Origin of the sequence: Mangrovicoccus ximenensis, from assembly GCF_003056725.1 — a bacterium.
Classification (GTDB): domain Bacteria; phylum Pseudomonadota; class Alphaproteobacteria; order Rhodobacterales; family Rhodobacteraceae; genus Mangrovicoccus; species Mangrovicoccus ximenensis.
This window is the reverse complement of record NZ_QBKZ01000033.1, coordinates 1-15991: the sequence shown is the minus strand read 5'-3', so window position 1 is coordinate 15991 and position 15991 is coordinate 1. Positions and strand designations below refer to the sequence as shown.

Genomic DNA, 15991 nt, shown 5'->3' with positions numbered 1-15991 from the left:
GTCGTTTAAGTCGTTGGCCTCAGGCGCTTCAGCGCCCAGGCGAGGATCAGGCCCGCCGCCACCAGAATGGCGGAGCCCGCCACGGTCAGGACCCCCACGGTCGGCACCAGCGGCGAGTAGCCCGAGATCATCTTGGCGAAGAGCCATTCGGGCAGCGTGCTGTCCGCCCCGGTGGTGAAGAGCGAGAGCGGGAAGTTGCCCCAGCTCAGCAGGAACGCGAAGAGCCCGGCCGAGACCACCCCCGGCATCAGGAGCGGAATGGTGACTTCGCGCAGCACCTGCCATTGCGTCGCGCCCATGTCGCGGGCGGCCTCCTCCAGCGCGGGATCGAAGCTGAAGGCGCGGATCGAGACGATCAGCGTGGCGATCGGCGCGATCCACACCAGATGCGCGACGATGGCGGTCTTCCAGCTGGGCACGATGCCGAGCGCGTTGAACCACATCAGCAGCGCCAGCCCCAGAACCGTCTGCGGAAAGAAGATCGGCAGCAGGATCAGCTTCTGGAACGGCTTTCGGAAGCGCCAGGAATAGCGCGCGAAGGCCAGCGCCCCGAGGAAGCCGATCACCATCGAGGACGCGGTGACGATGCCAGCGACCTTGAGCGAAATCCACAGGAGGTCGCGCACCGTGTCCGAGGCCAGCGCCTCGCCGTACCAGTCGGTGTTGTAGCGACGGATCGGGAAGCTCAGGTAGCGCGCCTTCGACACCGAGGCCAGCCCGACCGAGACGAGCGGCAGGTAGAGGAAGGCGAGGATGGCAATGCCATAGGCCAGCAGGAGCGCGGAGGCGAGGCGGGACGTCTTCATGATTTCCGCCCCATCATCGCATCCAGATCGGCCTTGGAGATCGCCCAGATCGCCAGCGTGCCGATGATCGCGATCAGCACCATGGCGAGGGCCGAGCCCAAGGGCCAGTTCTGTCCGTAGGTGAAGGCTGTCTGCACCTCGTCAGCGATGGTGATGACCGCGCGCCCGCCCAGCAGCTTCGACTCCGCCATCGCCCCGGCTGCCAGCACGAAGGTCAGGAGCGAGCCGACCATGATGCCGGGCATGGCCAGCGGCAGCTCGATCTCGCGCAGGATCTGCCAGCGCGTCGCGCCGAGATCATAGGCCGCCTGCCGCGCATCGTCCGGCACCATGGAAATGCCCTGCGCCAGCGGGAACAGCATGAAGGGCAGGTAGACATAGACCAGCCCGAAGACGATCACCGGCACGTTGTAGAGCGGCGCGTCGAAGCCGAGGCCGGTCCAGTGGCGGACATAGCCCTCGACCAGCCCGCCCTTCATCAGCGTCAGCACCCAGCCGAAGAGGCGGATGTTCTCCGACACGAAGAGCGTCATCACCACGCCGATGGTCAGCACCAGCGTGAAGCGCTTGAACACCTTCGCCATGGCGTAGGCCAGCGGCCAGCAGATCACGAGGAGGATCAGCGTCGCCAGCGCAGCAAGGACCAGCGACCAGGCAACGGATTTCCAGTAGCCCTGCGCCAGAACCGTCCGGTAGGCGGAGAAATCCGGCATATGCGCCAGCTCGAAGACCTTCTCGGGCATCATCGAGAAGCCAGCGACCAGCAGGATCGGCGCCAGGAAGGTCAGGCCGAGGAAGACCGAGAGGGGCAGCGCATAGAGCGCGCCGAGCTGCCGCTCACGCTGCCGCATCTTCGGCCTCCGCGATCACGTGCACGGCGGAGATATCGCAGCCGAGGCTGACCGGCGCGCCGACGCCCGCCACCGCATCCTCGCGCAGCACCTCGACGGTCAGCTCCCCGGCCGGGCTGTCGATGCGGTACTGAACGCGCGATCCCAGCAGGTATTCGGCCGCCACCGTGCCGGTCAGGATCAGGCCGGCCGCCTCGGGCGCCAGCCGCAGGCTCTCGGGACGGATGACCAGCGTGCCGCTCTGCCCGGCCAGCGCCGCCTGCGCGGCCGGCGACAGCTCCGCCCCCGCCACGGCCCCGCCAGCAAGCGACAGGAAATTCACCTCGCCCATGAACTCGGCGACAAAGGGCGAGACCGGGCGGGCGTAAATTTCCTCCGCCGGGGCGATCTGCTCGAACCGTCCGGCGCGCATGATGGCGATGCGGTCGGACATGACCATCGCCTCTTCGAGCGAATGGGTAATGTAGATGAAGGTCTTGCCGGTGCGGCGGTGCAGATCCTTCAGCTCCTTCTCCAGCGTCTTCCTCAGCCGATAGTCGAGCGCCGACAAGGGCTCGTCGAAAAACAGGATCTCCGGGTCGAAGGCAAGCGCGCGGGCCAGCGCCACGCGCTGCTTCTCGCCGCCGGAACATTGCTGGATGCGCTTGGAATAGTAGTCGCGCGGCAGGCGCAGGAGGTCGAGAAGCTCAAGCGCCCGCTCCTTCCGCGCCTTCGCCGCAACGCCGCGCAGCTTCAGCGGGAATTCTATGTTCTGCCCGACCGTGCGGTGCGGGAAAAGCGCGAGCGACTGGAACACCATGCAGGTCGGCCGCTTGTTCGCGGGGATCACGTCGATGCGCTGGTCACGCAGCCAGATCGCGCCCTCGGTGGGGTCGTCCATGCCGACCAGCAGCCGGATCAGCGTCGTCTTGCCGGAGCCGGAGGGGCCGACGATCGCCAGGAACTCGCCCTCGGCGACATCGAGGTCGATGCCGTGCAGCGCGGTGAAATCGTCGAAGGTCTTGGTCAGCGCAGAGATGCGCAGGATCGGGGATGGGTCGGACATGGCGGCACTTTGCAAGGGGACCGCCCCGAGGGGCGGCCCGGACCGGATCAGCCGCGGCGGGCGGCGGTGTAGAGTTCCATCAGCTTGTCGTAATCGGCGACGGAGTCGTATTCGACCGAGCGCGCGGATTCCTCTTCGAGGCTGTCCCACTGGATCGCGTCCAGCTCGTCCTCGTCCCAGAGCGCGAAGACCTCCGGATCGCCCATCTGCGCGACCGGGTTGTAGGTGCCCTCGGCAAAGCCCACGGCCTTGGAGATCTCGGGCTTCTGCACGAATTCGAGGAAATCGGAGGCCAGCGGCGAGGCATCGGGGTTGTTCACCAGCGAGGTCAGCTCGGCCCAGACCACGCCGCCCTTGCCGTCGATCGGCCCCGAGGCCGGGGTGATCGCCCGGATCTGGGTCATCCCGTCGAGACGCGCGGGCGAAGCGGTATAGGTGCCGCCGGTGAAATAGGCGTCGATCTCGCCGTTGATCAGAGCCATGTTCATCGCGACCAGGTCGTCGCTCATCAGCTTGGAGCCCGCGAAGATCTGTTTGGCCACCGTGTCGAAGGCGGCGAAACCGGCCTCGTCCAGCGGCTTGAACGGGTTCAGGTCCGCCGTCAGGCACATGTGCATGAGGTTCCAGTTGTCATAGGTCAGGATGCCGTAGCGCCCTGCCATGGCCGGGTCGAGGAACAGCTTCCAGCCCTGCTCTTCCGCGGTGGCGCGGCTGATCTTGTCGGTATTCACGACGAAGGAGAACGGGCCGTAGCGCTGCGGCATCCCGATCAGCTCGCCATCCTCGGCAAAGGCCAGCGGATAGGGGGGCTGCCCGTATTCCGGGGTCATCCTGTCGAAGAACGGCATGAACCGCTCCTTGTCGAGCGGCTTGATCAGGCCCGAGGGATAGAGCTGGCCGCGCGCCCAGGGCTGGTTCAGGTTGATCAGGTCCCAGACATTGACCTCGCCCGCGCGCAACTTGTTGATCATGTCCGGATCCGAGGTGCCGGATTCCGCGCGCACCGTGGCGCCCGGGTTCAGGTCGCGGAACGGGCCGAGCACGTCATCGGTATTGTAGCCCTCCCAGCACAGGATGTTCAGCTCGTCGGCACGCGCCGCGCGGGCGGAACCGGGCCGCAGGAGGGGGGCCGCGCCAAGGGCAGCGAGCCCCGCGGTGAAGGACCGGCGGGAAATCGTCATCTGGGTCTCCATCTCTGTCGGACCCGCAGCCGATGCTGCGGTTGTTGGTTCGCTGGATGCTGCGCCGCCCTGCGGAGGCCTGCAACCTGGCGCTTTTGGCACGCCTTGCCCGCAGGCTTCCAAATTAATGTGGCTCTAGCAAGACAAAATGTTGCAACTTCCAGATTCTCTGGTAGCGATGGAACGGCAAGTGCCAAAAAATGCGGAGACCTGACGCCGTGCTCTACCAGGACGCGTTCCTCGATCGCCTGTCATCCGGGCTGGAAAGCCTTCTTTCCGAATGGGGCCTTGGCCCGGGAACCGAGGTCGAGCTTCTGACCGTCTCCGAGAACGCGACGTTCATCGCCCGCGACCCGGCCCGCGCCAATCCGGTCATTCTGCGGGTTCACAGGCCGGACTACCACACGGTGTCCGAAATCGAGTCCGAACTGGCCTGGATCAGCGCCCTGCGACTTTCCGGCGCGGTCGAGACTCCGGCACTGGTGCCGCTGGTCTCGGGCGGCCACCTGGCCAGCTTCGAGGACGGCGAGGACACCCGCCATGTCGTCGGCTTCGAATTCATGGAAGGCCATGAGCCGGATGCCGATGCCGGGCTGGTGCCGGGGTTCCGGCTGCTCGGCGCGATCTCGGCGCGGCTGCACGGCCAGGTCGAAAGCTGGACGCCGCCCGCAGGCTTCGCCCGCAAGACCTGGGATTTCGCCAGCGCCTTCGGACCGGAGCCGCTCTGGGGCGACTGGCGGGCGGCTTTGGGCCTGACCGCCGAAGGCAAGGCCCTGCTCGAACAGGTCTGCACCAAGCTGGAGCGCCGCCTCGCCGCCTATGGCAAGGGCGCGGACCGTTTCGGGCTGGTGCATGCCGACCTGCGCCTCGCCAACCTTCTGGCACGCGAGGACGGGCTCGGCGTGATCGATTTCGACGATTGCGGCTTTTCGTGGTTCATCTACGACTTCGCCGCCGCGATCTCCTTCCACGAGCTGAACCCGATCGTGCCCGAGCTGCAGGCCGCCTGGCTCGAGGGCTACCGCTCGGTCCGTCCCCTGGGCGCCGAGCACGAGGCGATGATCCCGGATTTCGTCATGTTCCGCCGCCTGCTGCTGACCGCCTGGATCGCCAGCCATTCCGAGACCGAGACCGCCGCCGAGGCCGGCCACGCCGCCTATACCGACGGCACGCTGGAGATCGCCCGCGCCTATCTGGAGGCCGCGGAATGACCGGCAGCACGGCAGAGGTCCGCCAGATCCTCGACATGAATGCCTTCCGTCCCGGCGATGTCGCCGGGGCGGCCGTCGACCGGCGGCTGGCCAATCTCGGCGCCGCCTCCGTGCTGTTCTACCGCCGCCCGATCGAGATGGTCTCCGCGAAGGGCGCGTGGATGACCGCGAAAGACGGCACGCGCTATCTCGATTTCTACAACAACGTCCCCTCGGTCGGGCATTGCCACCCGAAGGTGGTCGCCGCCGTCTCCGACCAGATCGCGCGGCTGAACATCCATACGCGCTATGTCGTCGAGGTGGTCGACGACTATCTGGAGAAGCTCAAGGCCACCCTGCCCGTCCAGCTTTCGAACGTGGCGATGACCTGCTCGGGCAGCGAGGCGAACGACCTCGCCATCCGGATCGCCCGCGCCGCGACCGGCGGCACCGGGGTGATCGTCACCGAGACCGCCTATCATGGCAACACCGCGCTGGTGACCGAAGTCTCGCCTTCGGCGCTGAAACGCGGCAGCCTGCCCGACTGGGTGATTGCGGTTCCGCCGCCCTCGGCCGCGCATCACGGGCAAGACATCGCCGAAGGCTTCCGCGCCAGCGTCGAGGCGGCGCTCGCGGAATTCGCCGCCCGCGGCATCCGCCCGGCGGCGCTGCTCGCCGACTCGATCTTCTCCTCCGACGGCATCTTCGCCGATCCGGCAGGCTTCCTCGCCCCGGCGGTCGACGCGGTCCGCGCGGCAGGCGGCATCTTCATCGCCGACGAGGTGCAGCCCGGCTTCGCCCGCACCGGCGCGTCCTTCTGGGGCTTCGGCCGCCACGGGATCACGCCCGACATGGTGACGATGGGCAAGCCGATGGGCAACGGCATCCCCATGGCTGCGGTCGCGGCCAAGCCCGCCGATCTCGCCGCCTTCTGCGCCGATACCGGATACTTCAACACCTTCGGCGGCAACCCGGTGGCCGCCGCCGCCGGGCGCGCGGTTCTGGAGGCGATCGCGGAGGACGGCCTGCAGGAAAATGCCGCGCGGATCGGCGGGCTGCTCATGGACCGGCTCGGAGAAATCGCCGCCCGGGACGGGCGGGTGTCCGGACTGCGCGGCGCCGGACTCTTCATCGGCATCGACCTGGCGGACGACACCGGCCGCCCCGATCCCGGCATGACCGTCCGGGTGATCGACGCGATGCGCGACCGGGGCGTCCTGATCGGCGCGAGCCCGGCACCGTGCAGCGCGCGGATCGCCTCGGGCGTCGTCTCCTTGATCCGGTCCGCCACCGCGACGATGCCTGCCGCGCGGCCGTCGACGGCGACGAACATCGCCGTCTTGCCCTCGGCCTGCAGCTCTTGGGCNCTTCATCGGCCATCAGCGCGGCATTGCCGAGCGCAATCCGCCGTCCGTCCACCGTGCCGGTGACGCCCTTGCCGGTCACCGCTTCGAAACCGTCGGCAGACAGCTCCGCCGTCCCCGCCTCGCGCGCGCCCGCCAGGATCGCCTCGGCCAGCGGATGCTCCGAGTGCCCTGCTGTTCGGTCCCGCTGCTGTCGGACGGGAGCGGCGCGCCGATCGGCGTGCAGGTGGTGGGCGCACCCGGCAACGATGCGGGCGTGCTGCGCGCCGCCCACCGGCTGATGCAGGCTTTCGCGGCATGACCGCGGCGGCCGCAACGCACTGACAGGAAAGGGCCCCAGGTGGTCAAAGCATTTGTCGTCGGAAACGTGGCGCTCGACGAGACGCTCTCGGTCGCGGATTTCCCCGAACCCGGCGCGTCGATCTTCGGCGCGCCCCTGTCGCGCGATCTGGGCGGCAAGGGGGCGAACCAGGCCATCGCATTGGCCCGCACCGGGCTTGCCTGCCGCTTCACCGCGCCGGTCGGGCAGGATGCCCGCGGCCGCGAGATCGCCGAGCGGCTGCGTGCCGAACCGGTCGGGGCGCATCTGGTGGAGATNCCTGATGGCCGAGGCAGGCGAGAATGCCGTGATCACCACCCGCGAGGCCGCCGATGCGCTGCCGCCGGAGGTGGCGGACGAGGCGCTGCTCGGGGCGGAGCCGGGCGATCTGCTGGCGATGCAGGGCAACCTTTCGGCAGAGACCACGGAGGCGCTCCTGCGCGATCAGCCACTTACGCGTCTAGCTGTCGAACTAGGGACCGCCGGAGCAGGGTCGTGACATGAGGCGGATCAGGAAAAGGTCCGGGGGACCTTTTCCCGGCGATTGAATGACCTGCGTGAAGCTGCTCGGCCAGCGGCTGATGTCACGGGATTTCGACCACCAGGTGGCCGAGGTCCAGAGCCGCGCGGCGGTACGCGACCGCTTCACGGCCCTTGGCATCCCGGTCACCGTAGCCATGGGATAAGTGTGTCCGGGGAAAGGGGAACTGCGGTCGTCAGCTGATTTGCGCAACAGCGCCCACCAAGTGGGAAATTCCAAATTGCCCGAACTGGGAAAAATTCCAATATTACTTGTAACGATATCAATTACTTACTAGTTTCACTGATGAACTTGGGCGGCCTTGTTGCACAAAGATGCTCCAGGATTCACCCGCTATGCCGGGGCGCCGGTCGCGCTGGTGCTGGCCGAGACGCTGGAGGCCGCCACCGAGGGCGCGCGTCTGCTTGCCCCCGAGCTGGAGACCGAGCCGGCCCGGATCGGCTTCGAGGCTGCGGAGACCTACGAGCCGCCCTTCGTCGGCTTCGGCAGCCCGACGAAGACGGTCACCGGCGACATCGAGGCAGGCTTCGCCGCCGCGCGCCACGTGGTCGAGGTCGCCATCGAGACCCCGCTCCAGTACCATAACGCGATGGAGCCCCATGCCATCGTCGCGCAGTGGGAGGGCGGCCGGCTGACCCTCGACACGCCGAGCCAGGCCATCGTCATGTCGCGGCCGATGTTCGCCGCCTATTTCGGCATCCCGCCGGAGAACGTCCATATCCGCAGCCCCTATCTGGGCGGCGGCTTCGGCTCGAAGGCTGTGCTGAACGCGCCGCAGATCCTTGCCTGCCTCGCCGCGCGCAAGACAGGGCGGCCGGTCAAGCTGGTGCTGTCGCGTGGCCAGATGTACGGCCCCGTCGGCCACCGCGCCGCCACGCGGCAGCGGCTGAAGCTCGGCATCGGCAGCGACGGCCGGCTGACCGCGCTGGCGCATCACGCCGTGTCTTCGACCAGCAGCTTCGACGATTTTCTTGAGCCGGCCGCCAATGCCTCGCTCAACACCTATGCCTGCCCGGCGATCTCGGCGAGCCATGAAGGCAGCCGCTGGGATACCGGCACGCCCGGGGCCATGCGCCGTCGGGCAATCTCCTGTTTTCACGAAGGATAGTGGAGGTGCCGAAAGCCAGGATAGAATGTACCCTTGGTGAGTTCCAACCCGGTTGCGACACCGGTTCCGTTTCAGATTAGCGTGGCGCGTTCTTCGCGGAAAGCTTCGGCCGGCGTCCGGTAGCCGAGGCACGTCCTTGGCGTGGCGTTGAGGCGGTCGCAGATCGACACAGCGCGCTGGTGCGGGTGGCCGAGAATGCCGACGGCATCGTGCTGGAGGATGGCGCGGCGGACGAGCGGCGGCTCCTGTCTGCGCCGGTCGATGCGGTGACCGGCCCGACGGCGTGGCTGGCAGGCGGGCTGGCGCGGCTGACCTGGTTGACCTCCGGCTATGGCTGGCTCGGGCTCGTTGTGCCGGTGCCGGTGCCGGTGCCGGTGGCCGCGCCGGGCTATTTCGGCGGCCAGATGAGCTTCGGCACTCTGATGATGGTGGTCGGCGCGTTCCAGCAGGTGCAGTCCGCACTGTGCTGGTTTGTCGACAACTTCGCCGCCATCGCCGACTGGCGCGCGACGCTGCACCGGGTCCCGGCCTTCCGCGAGGTGCTGCAGGAGGCCGAGGCGATCGGCGCGGGGGCGGGCCGGATCGAGCTGCGGCAGGGCTCCGGCGGGGCGATGGAATTCGGCAAGCTATCTCTGGTGCTGGCGGGGACATGCGCGTCGCTGGACCGGGACGAGGTGCGGATCGCGCCGGGCGAGCGGGTGCAGATCGTCTGTGCCACCGAGGAGGGGCGCAACGTGCTGTTCCGCGCGCTGGCGGGCATCTGGCCCTGGGGCAGCGGCCGCCTCGTTCTGCCGCCGCGGGAGCAGGTGACCTTCCTGCCGGAGCGGCGCTACATGCCTCCCGGCCCGCTCCGGAGCGCGCTGTGCTCCCTAGCCGCGCCGGAAAAGTTCGCCGAGGACGCCGCAGCCTCGCGGGCTGGCCTCGACGCGGTCCTCACGGAGACGCGGCCCGGGGCAAGGGCGCGCTGAAGGCGATGCCGATCTGCCGCCGCACCGGCCGGCGGGACGCCGAGGGCATCGCCCTGCGGCGCGCATCTGGGCTGGGTCCGGCCGGTCCATTGCAAGTCTTTCTGGGCGCAGGAGGTCCGCGCCCGCGCGAGGCGGTCAGGAAGGGCATGATCAACCTGGAAATGTCGCTCCGCGGACTCCTGCGGAACGTCGGGCTGAAGACCGGGACAATTTCCAGGGGCCGGTCCGAGGCGCGCATCCTGGAGCTGGCCGGGGGAATGCCATGCTGGAGGCGGCGATCGGCCCGACTCTGTCCGCCCGTTCCAGTCTGCGCCGGGAATGCACCGGGCTCGAGCGGCAGGTGAGGCAGCTCGACAAGGACGGCCAAGCATGTAGCCTGCTGTTGACCATGCCCTCCCGGCGATCGCAGGCAATCGCCTGCCGGGCAGCGGGGACCGGAGCCGTGACGGCACTGACCTTCAAGCCGGCGCGCGTCACCTCGTCGTAGAAGGTCGGGCCCGGGGCTGGGTCGCGCCGTCCCGGGCGAGCGCGGCATCACCGGCATCGCCAAGGCGGGCGACACCGGCCTGCGAGCGCCTCGACGGCGGCGCGCCCGGCGCCTGCCCCGAGCGCGATGCGCAGAACCCTGCCGTCCTGGCCGTCGCTTTCCACCGTGCCGATCACCGCCGCGCCATGGAGCACGTCGCTGCCGGACAGCGCAATGCCGCCGCGCGCGAGGATCGAGAAATTGTCCTGCCGCCCGTCATCCTCCGGGCCGAAGCCCGCCAGGTTGCCGACCGCCTCGACCGCCGAGACGACGAGCAGGCCTCCCTCGAAGGCCGCGCTGTCGGGATCGGCGAGATCGAGCGCCGCAAACAATGCCTGGGGCCCGGCATTGACCTGCGCCTCGGTGAAGGCCGCATCGCCGAGACCCGCGATCTGCGGAGCGGCCGAGCGTCCCGCCCCCGACGGATCGCCGAAGATGCGGAAGCCGGTCGCGTCGTTCGAACCGTCCCCGGCCGGATTGCCGCTGCCCTCCTCGCGCCAGCTGACCGCGAAGGCATCGTTGCCGAGCGCCGCGATGTCCCACAGGTATTGGTGCGACCCGGCGGCGCCATGGGCGCGGAACTCGTCGGAGGTCGCGCTGCCATCGGCGGCATAGGTCTTCAGGATGACGTCGTAATAGCTGTCGCTGCGGTAGTTCGAGTTCCAGCCGATGACGAAGCCGCCGCCCGACAGCGCGGTGACGACCGGCGCGTATTCGGTCGAGTAGTCGAAATCGTTGACCAGGAATTCTTCCGCAACGACGGCCCCGGCGGGCGTCAGGATCACGGCATGGATGCCCGCGCCAGAGCCGTTTCCGGCATCCGAGCGCCAGGCCACCACGATGTTGCCGCCGGCCAGCACCGCCACCGAAGGCTCGTACTGGTTGCCCGCGACATGGCTGTTCACCGTCGTCTCGGTCGCGCTCAGATCGGTGCCGTCGGGCGCGAACATCCGCATCTGGATCGAATGGCCGTCGCCGTCGCCCGCCGCGGTGCCGCTGGTCTGGCTGAACCAGACCGCCACGACATTGCCGTCGGCCAGGGTCGCCAGATGCGGCTGCTCCTGGTAGCTGGCGGTCTCGGCATTGAGGACGAACTCGTCGCCCGCGGGCTGGCCCGTGCCGCCGAAGACCCGGCCGGCGATGCCGTAGCCGTTGCCGTCGGCATTCCAGCTGCGCCAGGCGGCGAAGACCCCGCCATCCTGCAGCGCCGCCAGCTCCAGCTGGTCGCGGGTCGAATAGGCGTATTGCTCGACTTGGACCTGGCCGCCCTCGGCGCTGCCGTCCGCGGCGAAGGTCCTGAGCTGCAGGTTGCCGTCCTCGTAGCCGACCGCGAAGCGGCCATCGGCAAGCGCCACCACGTCCTGCACCACGGCACTGCCCTGGCGGAACTCGTTGACCTGGAATTCGCCCGAAATCGCATTCCCTTCGGGATCGAAGAGCCGCCCGAAGACACCCCAATCGTTGCTGCCGGGATTGTCCTGGCCGAGGGAGTTCCAGACCGCGACCAGATTGCCGTTCGACAGCTGCGCAAGCCGCGCGCCGCTCTGCTCGCCGGACGTGTAGGCGTTGATGTGGATCTCGGGGCCCGCGGGGTCCGGCGCCTCCTGCTCGGCGTCGATGGCGATCGCGATCCGCCCGGTCGAACCGGTCACGCCGCCGCCGTCCGAAACCCGGATCGTCAGGTCGGGACGGCCGCCCTCGGTATCGCCCTCGCTCGACCAGGTGAGATTGCGCAGCAGCGCCTGCACCGCCGCCACATCCGCGCCTGCCGCGAGCTCGATGCGGAAATCTCTGCCGAAGGCGCCGTCTCCGGCAATCGCGGCGAAAGCGGCGCCGCCGAAGGTGACGGTCGTCCCGTCGCCCGCGATGCCGATCTGCCCGGCGCCGCCGCCCTCGTCATTGACCGCGATCCGGTCGCGGTAGCCATAGGGCCGGTTGCCGTAATCGTCGCTGGGGAAGCGGTAGGACACCGTGACCGCTCCGCCTGCCAGACCGGCGGAGCTGACCGCGGAAAACACCGCGTCCGGGGCCAGGAAGACCGTGCCCGCAGCCTCGGCATCCGACAGCGCGATCTCCGTTGCCACCTCGTCGATGCGCAGCTGCGGCACCGGCACGTCATCCACCCGGATCAGCGTGGCCGCCGCGGCGGCCGCGGCGCCCTCGGGCGTGGCGAGGCCGAGCGGCGCGCGGCGCCGGAACGCCTTGGCATCGCGGTCGCGGGTTTCGGCGGGCAGGTTGTCCGGCACGACGGTGATCGAGGGCAGGGTGGAGCGGGTCAGCGCCACGGTCCAGCCTGCCGCGCCGCGCGTCGCGGTCAGGTCGGGCGGGAAGATCGGCGTGCGGTCATGCGAGAAGGCAAGGCCCGGCTTCGGATCGAAGCGGCGCAGCGTGCGGGCGATGTCGGGAATGTCCGACGGCTCGCAATCGCACAGATCGGCCAGCTCGGCGGTCCGGCCCTCGGCGAGAAGCCCCAGATTGTCGAGCAGCACTTCGAGCTCCCAGGTCAGCATGTCGGCATCGCGGGCCTGGAGCTTCAGGCATTCCCCGAGGCTGCGGGCGAAGATGCCGACCGGTTCCAGCCCCTGAAGGTCGGCCAGCACCCGTTCGGCGCGGGCAACCGGCACGTGGTTGCGGTCTGCAACCGCCTCGACCGTCTGGCCGAGCCAGCCGGTCGGCTCCAGCGCCTCTGCAAAGCTCAGCGCGATCTGCCGGTCGTTGCCCGGTCCGAAGGCCAGGTCGATCTGCGCCATGACATGGGCGGCCAGCGACGGCTTGTCGGAGGCCAACGCCGCGACCCGGTCGAACTCCTCTCCGCCCGAGGCATAGATCCGCGGCGGGCGGAACTGGATCGCGGGATTGCTCTCGGCCCGTTTCGCCAGATGCTCGGCCAGGTCCTGGTTCGACATGCCGAGGATGCTGAGCGATGCCAGCATCTGCGCGCTCATGGTCTGGGTCTGGCGCTGGAAAAGGCCCTGGGACAGTTGCATCGCGGATCACCCTAGCATGGTTCGGCACTTGGCCGGTCGCGGCGGCGGGCAGGCGCAGGCGCGGCGCAGGCATCGCCCGATCCTTGGGCGGCTGCGCGGGCCCGTCCCGGCGGAACGCCTCACTGGTTGGCAAGCCCGATCGTGTCGATGCCGACGAAGCGGCGGGCGTGCTTCTCGGCCTCGTCCCTGAAGACCTTGAAGACCTTCTCCTTCCGCGGGGTCGATTCGACGAAATCGAGATAGGCCTTCTTCAGCGCGGCGCGCAGTTCCAGGAAGATCGCGTTGTCGTCCATGCCCGCGAATTCGGCCTCGCGCATGTACTGGCCCAGCCGCTTCATGATGTGGAGCCGCGAGACATTGACGATCTCCTGCTCGTAGGGGACCAGCAGATAGGTGAAGATGTCCTCGGCCGAGCTGAGTTTTGCGACGTGGTCGAGAACGCCGGTTTCTTCGAAATCCTTGGGCATGTGCCGTCTCCTGTCTGGGGGTCAATGGGTGTGTCCGAGCTGCGTTACGGTGCAGCCCCGGGGGGTCGCGGCGGCCTGCTTCCCGATCCGTTCGTGGCGGATCAGCCTGGCCTCGAGGAAGGCGACGCGGTCGGCAAGCTGGGCGAGCGAGCGGCCGACCGGGTCGGGCATCAGGTGGTGGTTCAGGTCGACGCGGTAGGGCGAGGTCGATTTCGGCGCGTCGGTCATCACCAGCCGGGCCGGGATGCCGATCACGGTGGCTTCGGGCGGCACCTCGGAGACGACGACGCTGTTCGCGCCGACCCGCGCCCCCGCGCCCACGGTGATCGGGCCGAGGATCTTTGCGCCGGCACCGACCATGACATTGTCGCCCAAGGTCGGATGGCGCTTGCCCGGCGACCAGCTGACGCCGCCCAGCGTGACGCCGTGATAAAGCGTGACGTTGGTGCCGATCTCGGCGGTCTCGCCGATGACGACGCCCGCGCCATGGTCGATGAAGAAGCCGGGGCCGATCTTTGCGCCGGGATGGATGTCGATCGCGGTGACCGCGCGCGACAGATAGGCGATGAACCGTGCCGCGAAGCGCCAGCCGCGGGTCCAGAGCGCATGGGCGACGCGGTGCGCCACGGCGGCATGGAGGCCGGGATAGACCAGCGCGGTCTCGAGCTTGCCGCGCGCCGCCGGGTCGCGGTCGCGGATGGAGCGGAAATCGGAGGCGATCAGCGACCTGAGGCTCATGACGCGCGCCCCTGCGCTTCGGCGTCCTCGATCGACCAGGCGATCGAGATCAGCGAAACGAGGTCCTCGGGCAGGGCTTCGCGCTTGGCGGCATTGGCCCAGCCGCGCAGGAGGGGCAGGACCCGCCGGACGGTCGCGGCATCGCTCGGCAGGTGGTTGGCGGCGAGCGCGGCCCGGAGCCCGGAGAGCCCGGAATGCTTGCCGACCGTCAGCCTGTGGGACCGGCCGAATTTCTGCGGCGCCACGCGCGGGTCCTGATAGGTGTCGCGGTTCTTGAGGATGGCGTCGACATGGATGCCGGCCTCATGCGCGAAGACATATTCGCCGACGATCGGCTTGTTCGGCGGCAGCGGCCGGCCGGAGGCATGGGCGACGAGGAGCGACAGCGGCAGCAGGCGGCGCAGGTCGATGCCCGTGGGGATGTCCTCGGCGTCGAGCGCGGCGGAGACCTCCTCCAGCGCGGCATTGCCTGCGCGTTCGCCGAGGCCGTTGACGGTGACCGACAGGTAATCCGCCCCGGCCTGCCAGGCGGCCAGCGTGTTCGCCGTGGCCATGCCGAAATCGTTATGGGCGTGGAACTCCAGCGGCAAGTCGATCTTCGGGGCAAGCTTGGCGACCAGCGCATGGGCGGTGAAGGGGGTCATCAGTCCCAGCGTGTCGGCGAGCCGGAAGCGGATCGCACGGGCGGCCCTGGCGACGCAGGCCAGCTCCGCCAGGAAATCGAGGTCGGCGCGGCTCGCATCCTCGGCGCCCACCGAAACGGCGAAGCCGCGGGATGTGGCGGTATAGACCAGCGCGGCGGTCTCGCGCAGCGCCCAGCCGCGGTCGGCCTTCAGCTTGCCGGCCAGCTGGCGCTCGGAGGTGGGCACGGCGAAATGCAGCCGCCGCACCCCTGTGTATTGGGCCGCGTCAAGATCGGCCATGCGCAGGCGGCACCAGACGACGGGCTCCGCATGGCGGAGCTCCCTTGCGAGGCCGCGGATCTCGGAGACTTCCTCCGGCCCCATGGCCGCGACGCCAAGCTCGATCTCGGTGACATGCGCCTCGTCGAGCGCATGGGCAATCGCGAGCTTCTCCTCGAAGGTGAAGGCCACGCCCGCCGTCTGCTCGCCATCGCGCAGCGTTGTGTCGCAGATCATGGCCGGACGGTTGGTCAGGGTCGGGAAATCGAGAACCGGGGACATCGCGTCAGGCTCCTCAAGCGTAAGCGGGATCGAAGTTTTCGGGCGAAGCGCCGTCAGCCGACCAGAAGGGCGACATTACGCGCAGACCGGCGATGATCTCAGGCACGACGGCCAGAACCCGGTCAATCTCCTCCTCCGTCGTCTCGCGGGAAAGCGAGAAGCGGATCGCGCCATGGGCGGCGGTGAAGGGGATGTCCATCGCGCGCAGCACATGGCTGGGCTCGAGCGATCCGGAAGTGCAGGCCGAGCCCGAGGAGGCCGCGATGCCCGCCTGGTTCAGCTTCAGCAGGATCGCCTCGCCTTCGATGTATTCGAACGCGATGGTCGAGGTGTTCGGCAAGCGGTCGAGCGGATCCCCGGTGACGAAGCAATGGCCGACCGTGGCGACGAGGCCCTTTTCGAGCTTGTCGCGCAGCGCGGTCATGCGCTTGATGTCCTCGGCCATGGTGGCCATCGCCATTTCCGCTGCCTTGCCGAGACCGACGATCGCCGGCGCGTTCTCGGTGCCGCCGCGGCGACCGCGCTCCTGGTGGCCGCCGCGCTGGAGCGGACGGAACCTTGTGCCCTTCTTGAGGTAGAGCGCGCCCAGGCCCTTCGGACCGTGCAGCTTGTGCGAGGACATGGACATCATGTCGATGTCGGTCGTCTTCACGTCGATCGGAACCTTGCCCACGGCCTGGACCGCGTCGCAATGGAACAGCGCGCCATGCTGGTGT

Annotated in this window: 14 protein-coding genes and 4 pseudogenes; 8 read left to right on the top strand and 10 right to left on the bottom strand. The window is 68.7% G+C overall.

Translation table 11 applies throughout. The annotated features are described in order from the left end of the window. Positions 1–5: 5 nt before the first annotated feature. From C7T91_RS31150 to C7T91_RS31135, 4 genes are read right to left on the bottom strand one after another with little or no spacing between them, the layout of a single operon-like run. Complete coding sequence (locus C7T91_RS31150) at positions 6–806, bottom strand: ABC transporter permease (protein ID WP_108263663.1); 801 nt, start codon at positions 804–806, stop codon at positions 6–8. Further along, a complete protein-coding gene (locus C7T91_RS31145; RefSeq protein ID WP_108263662.1) occupies positions 803–1657 on the bottom strand; it encodes an ABC transporter permease in 855 nt (284 codons plus the stop codon). Before C7T91_RS31145 ends, C7T91_RS31150 begins: the two co-directional genes overlap by 4 nt. Next, positions 1644–2702: an ABC transporter ATP-binding protein gene (locus C7T91_RS31140; protein WP_108263661.1), complete on the bottom strand. Its 1059-nt coding sequence runs from the start codon at positions 2700–2702 to the stop codon at positions 1644–1646. The genes C7T91_RS31145 and C7T91_RS31140 overlap by 14 nt, the downstream gene beginning before the upstream one ends. Before the next feature lie 47 nt (positions 2703–2749). Further along, positions 2750–3883, bottom strand: a complete 1134-nt coding sequence (locus C7T91_RS31135) for an ABC transporter substrate-binding protein (protein WP_108263674.1) — start codon at positions 3881–3883, stop codon at positions 2750–2752. Between the two features lie 200 nt (positions 3884–4083). Between C7T91_RS31135 and C7T91_RS31130 the strand changes: the two genes are divergently transcribed. Next, positions 4084–5094: a phosphotransferase enzyme family protein gene (locus C7T91_RS31130; RefSeq protein ID WP_108263660.1), complete on the top strand. Its 1011-nt coding sequence runs from the start codon at positions 4084–4086 to the stop codon at positions 5092–5094. Beyond that, a pseudogene (locus C7T91_RS31125) lies at positions 5091–6242 on the top strand (aspartate aminotransferase family protein); the annotation flags it as partial. The gene C7T91_RS31130 and the pseudogene C7T91_RS31125, both read left to right, overlap by 4 nt. A gap of 59 nt (positions 6243–6301) precedes the next feature. On the opposite strand, the pseudogene C7T91_RS37625 reads toward C7T91_RS31125, so the two are convergent. After that, positions 6302–6603: pseudogene (locus C7T91_RS37625) on the bottom strand (HAD family hydrolase); the annotation flags it as partial. Between C7T91_RS37625 and C7T91_RS37620 the strand changes: the two are divergent. The 6 genes and pseudogenes from C7T91_RS37620 (at position 6595) to C7T91_RS31105 (ending at position 9373) form a co-directional block, all read left to right on the top strand. Next, positions 6595–6738 carry a hypothetical protein gene (locus C7T91_RS37620; protein WP_236638637.1) on the top strand — a complete coding sequence of 48 codons (144 nt, stop codon included), beginning with the start codon at positions 6595–6597 and terminating at the stop codon, positions 6736–6738. The pseudogene C7T91_RS37625 and the gene C7T91_RS37620 sit on opposite strands and share 9 nt — an antisense overlap. Positions 6739–6777: 39 nt before the next feature. Then, positions 6778–6972: pseudogene (locus C7T91_RS37615) on the top strand (PfkB family carbohydrate kinase); the annotation flags it as partial. Between the two features lie 67 nt (positions 6973–7039). Beyond that, a complete protein-coding gene (locus C7T91_RS37610) occupies positions 7040–7255 on the top strand; it encodes a hypothetical protein (protein WP_236638636.1) in 216 nt (71 codons plus the stop codon). A 49-nt stretch (positions 7256–7304) separates the two neighbouring features. Continuing rightward, a pseudogene (locus C7T91_RS31115) lies at positions 7305–7442 on the top strand (IS5/IS1182 family transposase); the annotation flags it as partial. 159 nt (positions 7443–7601) lie between these two features. Further along, the gene (locus C7T91_RS31110) at positions 7602–8405 is read left to right on the top strand and encodes a xanthine dehydrogenase family protein molybdopterin-binding subunit (protein WP_236638632.1); all 804 of its coding nucleotides are present in this window, start codon (positions 7602–7604) and stop codon (positions 8403–8405) included. 185 nt (positions 8406–8590) lie between these two features. Next, the gene (locus C7T91_RS31105) at positions 8591–9373 is read left to right on the top strand and encodes an ABC transporter family protein (RefSeq protein WP_108263657.1); all 783 of its coding nucleotides are present in this window, start codon (positions 8591–8593) and stop codon (positions 9371–9373) included. 534 nt (positions 9374–9907) lie between these two features. Here the strand turns inward: C7T91_RS31105 and C7T91_RS31095 are convergent. The 5 genes from C7T91_RS31095 to C7T91_RS31075 form a co-directional block, all read right to left on the bottom strand. Beyond that, complete coding sequence (locus tag C7T91_RS31095; protein ID WP_108263655.1) at positions 9908–12886, bottom strand: RNA polymerase factor sigma-54; 2979 nt, start codon at positions 12884–12886, stop codon at positions 9908–9910. Positions 12887–13005: 119 nt separating this feature from the next. Next, positions 13006–13353, bottom strand: coding sequence for a nitrogenase stabilizing/protective protein NifW (gene nifW, locus C7T91_RS31090; protein ID WP_108263654.1), 348 nt, complete (start codon positions 13351–13353; stop codon positions 13006–13008). Positions 13354–13374: 21 nt separating this feature from the next. Beyond that, positions 13375–14091: a serine O-acetyltransferase gene (cysE, locus tag C7T91_RS31085; RefSeq protein ID WP_108263653.1), complete on the bottom strand. Its 717-nt coding sequence runs from the start codon at positions 14089–14091 to the stop codon at positions 13375–13377. Continuing rightward, on the bottom strand, positions 14088–15275 hold the full coding sequence (gene nifV, locus C7T91_RS31080) for a homocitrate synthase (protein ID WP_108263652.1): 1188 nt from the start codon (positions 15273–15275) through the stop codon (positions 14088–14090). The genes cysE and nifV overlap by 4 nt, the downstream gene beginning before the upstream one ends. Positions 15276–15288: 13 nt before the next feature. Further along, a partial coding sequence (locus C7T91_RS31075) for an aminotransferase class V-fold PLP-dependent enzyme (RefSeq protein ID WP_145963095.1) occupies positions 15289–15991 on the bottom strand: 703 nt, incomplete at its 5' end.

Coding starts and splice junctions, on each gene's coding strand:
- C7T91_RS31135 (WP_108263674.1), bottom strand. CDS start 3,883: ATGACGATTTCCCGCCGGTCCTTCACCGCGGGGCTCGCTGCCCTTGGC.
- C7T91_RS37620 (WP_236638637.1), top strand. CDS start 6,595: ATGCTCCGAGTGCCCTGCTGTTCGGTCCCGCTGCTGTCGGACGGGAGC.
- C7T91_RS31145 (WP_108263662.1), bottom strand. CDS start 1,657: ATGCGGCAGCGTGAGCGGCAGCTCGGCGCGCTCTATGCGCTGCCCCTC.
- C7T91_RS31095 (WP_108263655.1), bottom strand. CDS start 12,886: ATGCAACTGTCCCAGGGCCTTTTCCAGCGCCAGACCCAGACCATGAGC.
- C7T91_RS31150 (WP_108263663.1), bottom strand. CDS start 806: ATGAAGACGTCCCGCCTCGCCTCCGCGCTCCTGCTGGCCTATGGCATT.
- nifV (WP_108263652.1), bottom strand. CDS start 15,275: ATGTCCCCGGTTCTCGATTTCCCGACCCTGACCAACCGTCCGGCCATG.
- C7T91_RS37610 (WP_236638636.1), top strand. CDS start 7,040: ATGGCCGAGGCAGGCGAGAATGCCGTGATCACCACCCGCGAGGCCGCC.
- nifW (WP_108263654.1), bottom strand. CDS start 13,353: ATGCCCAAGGATTTCGAAGAAACCGGCGTTCTCGACCACGTCGCAAAA.
- cysE (WP_108263653.1), bottom strand. CDS start 14,091: ATGAGCCTCAGGTCGCTGATCGCCTCCGATTTCCGCTCCATCCGCGAC.
- C7T91_RS31130 (WP_108263660.1), top strand. CDS start 4,084: ATGCGGAGACCTGACGCCGTGCTCTACCAGGACGCGTTCCTCGATCGC.
- C7T91_RS31140 (WP_108263661.1), bottom strand. CDS start 2,702: ATGTCCGACCCATCCCCGATCCTGCGCATCTCTGCGCTGACCAAGACC.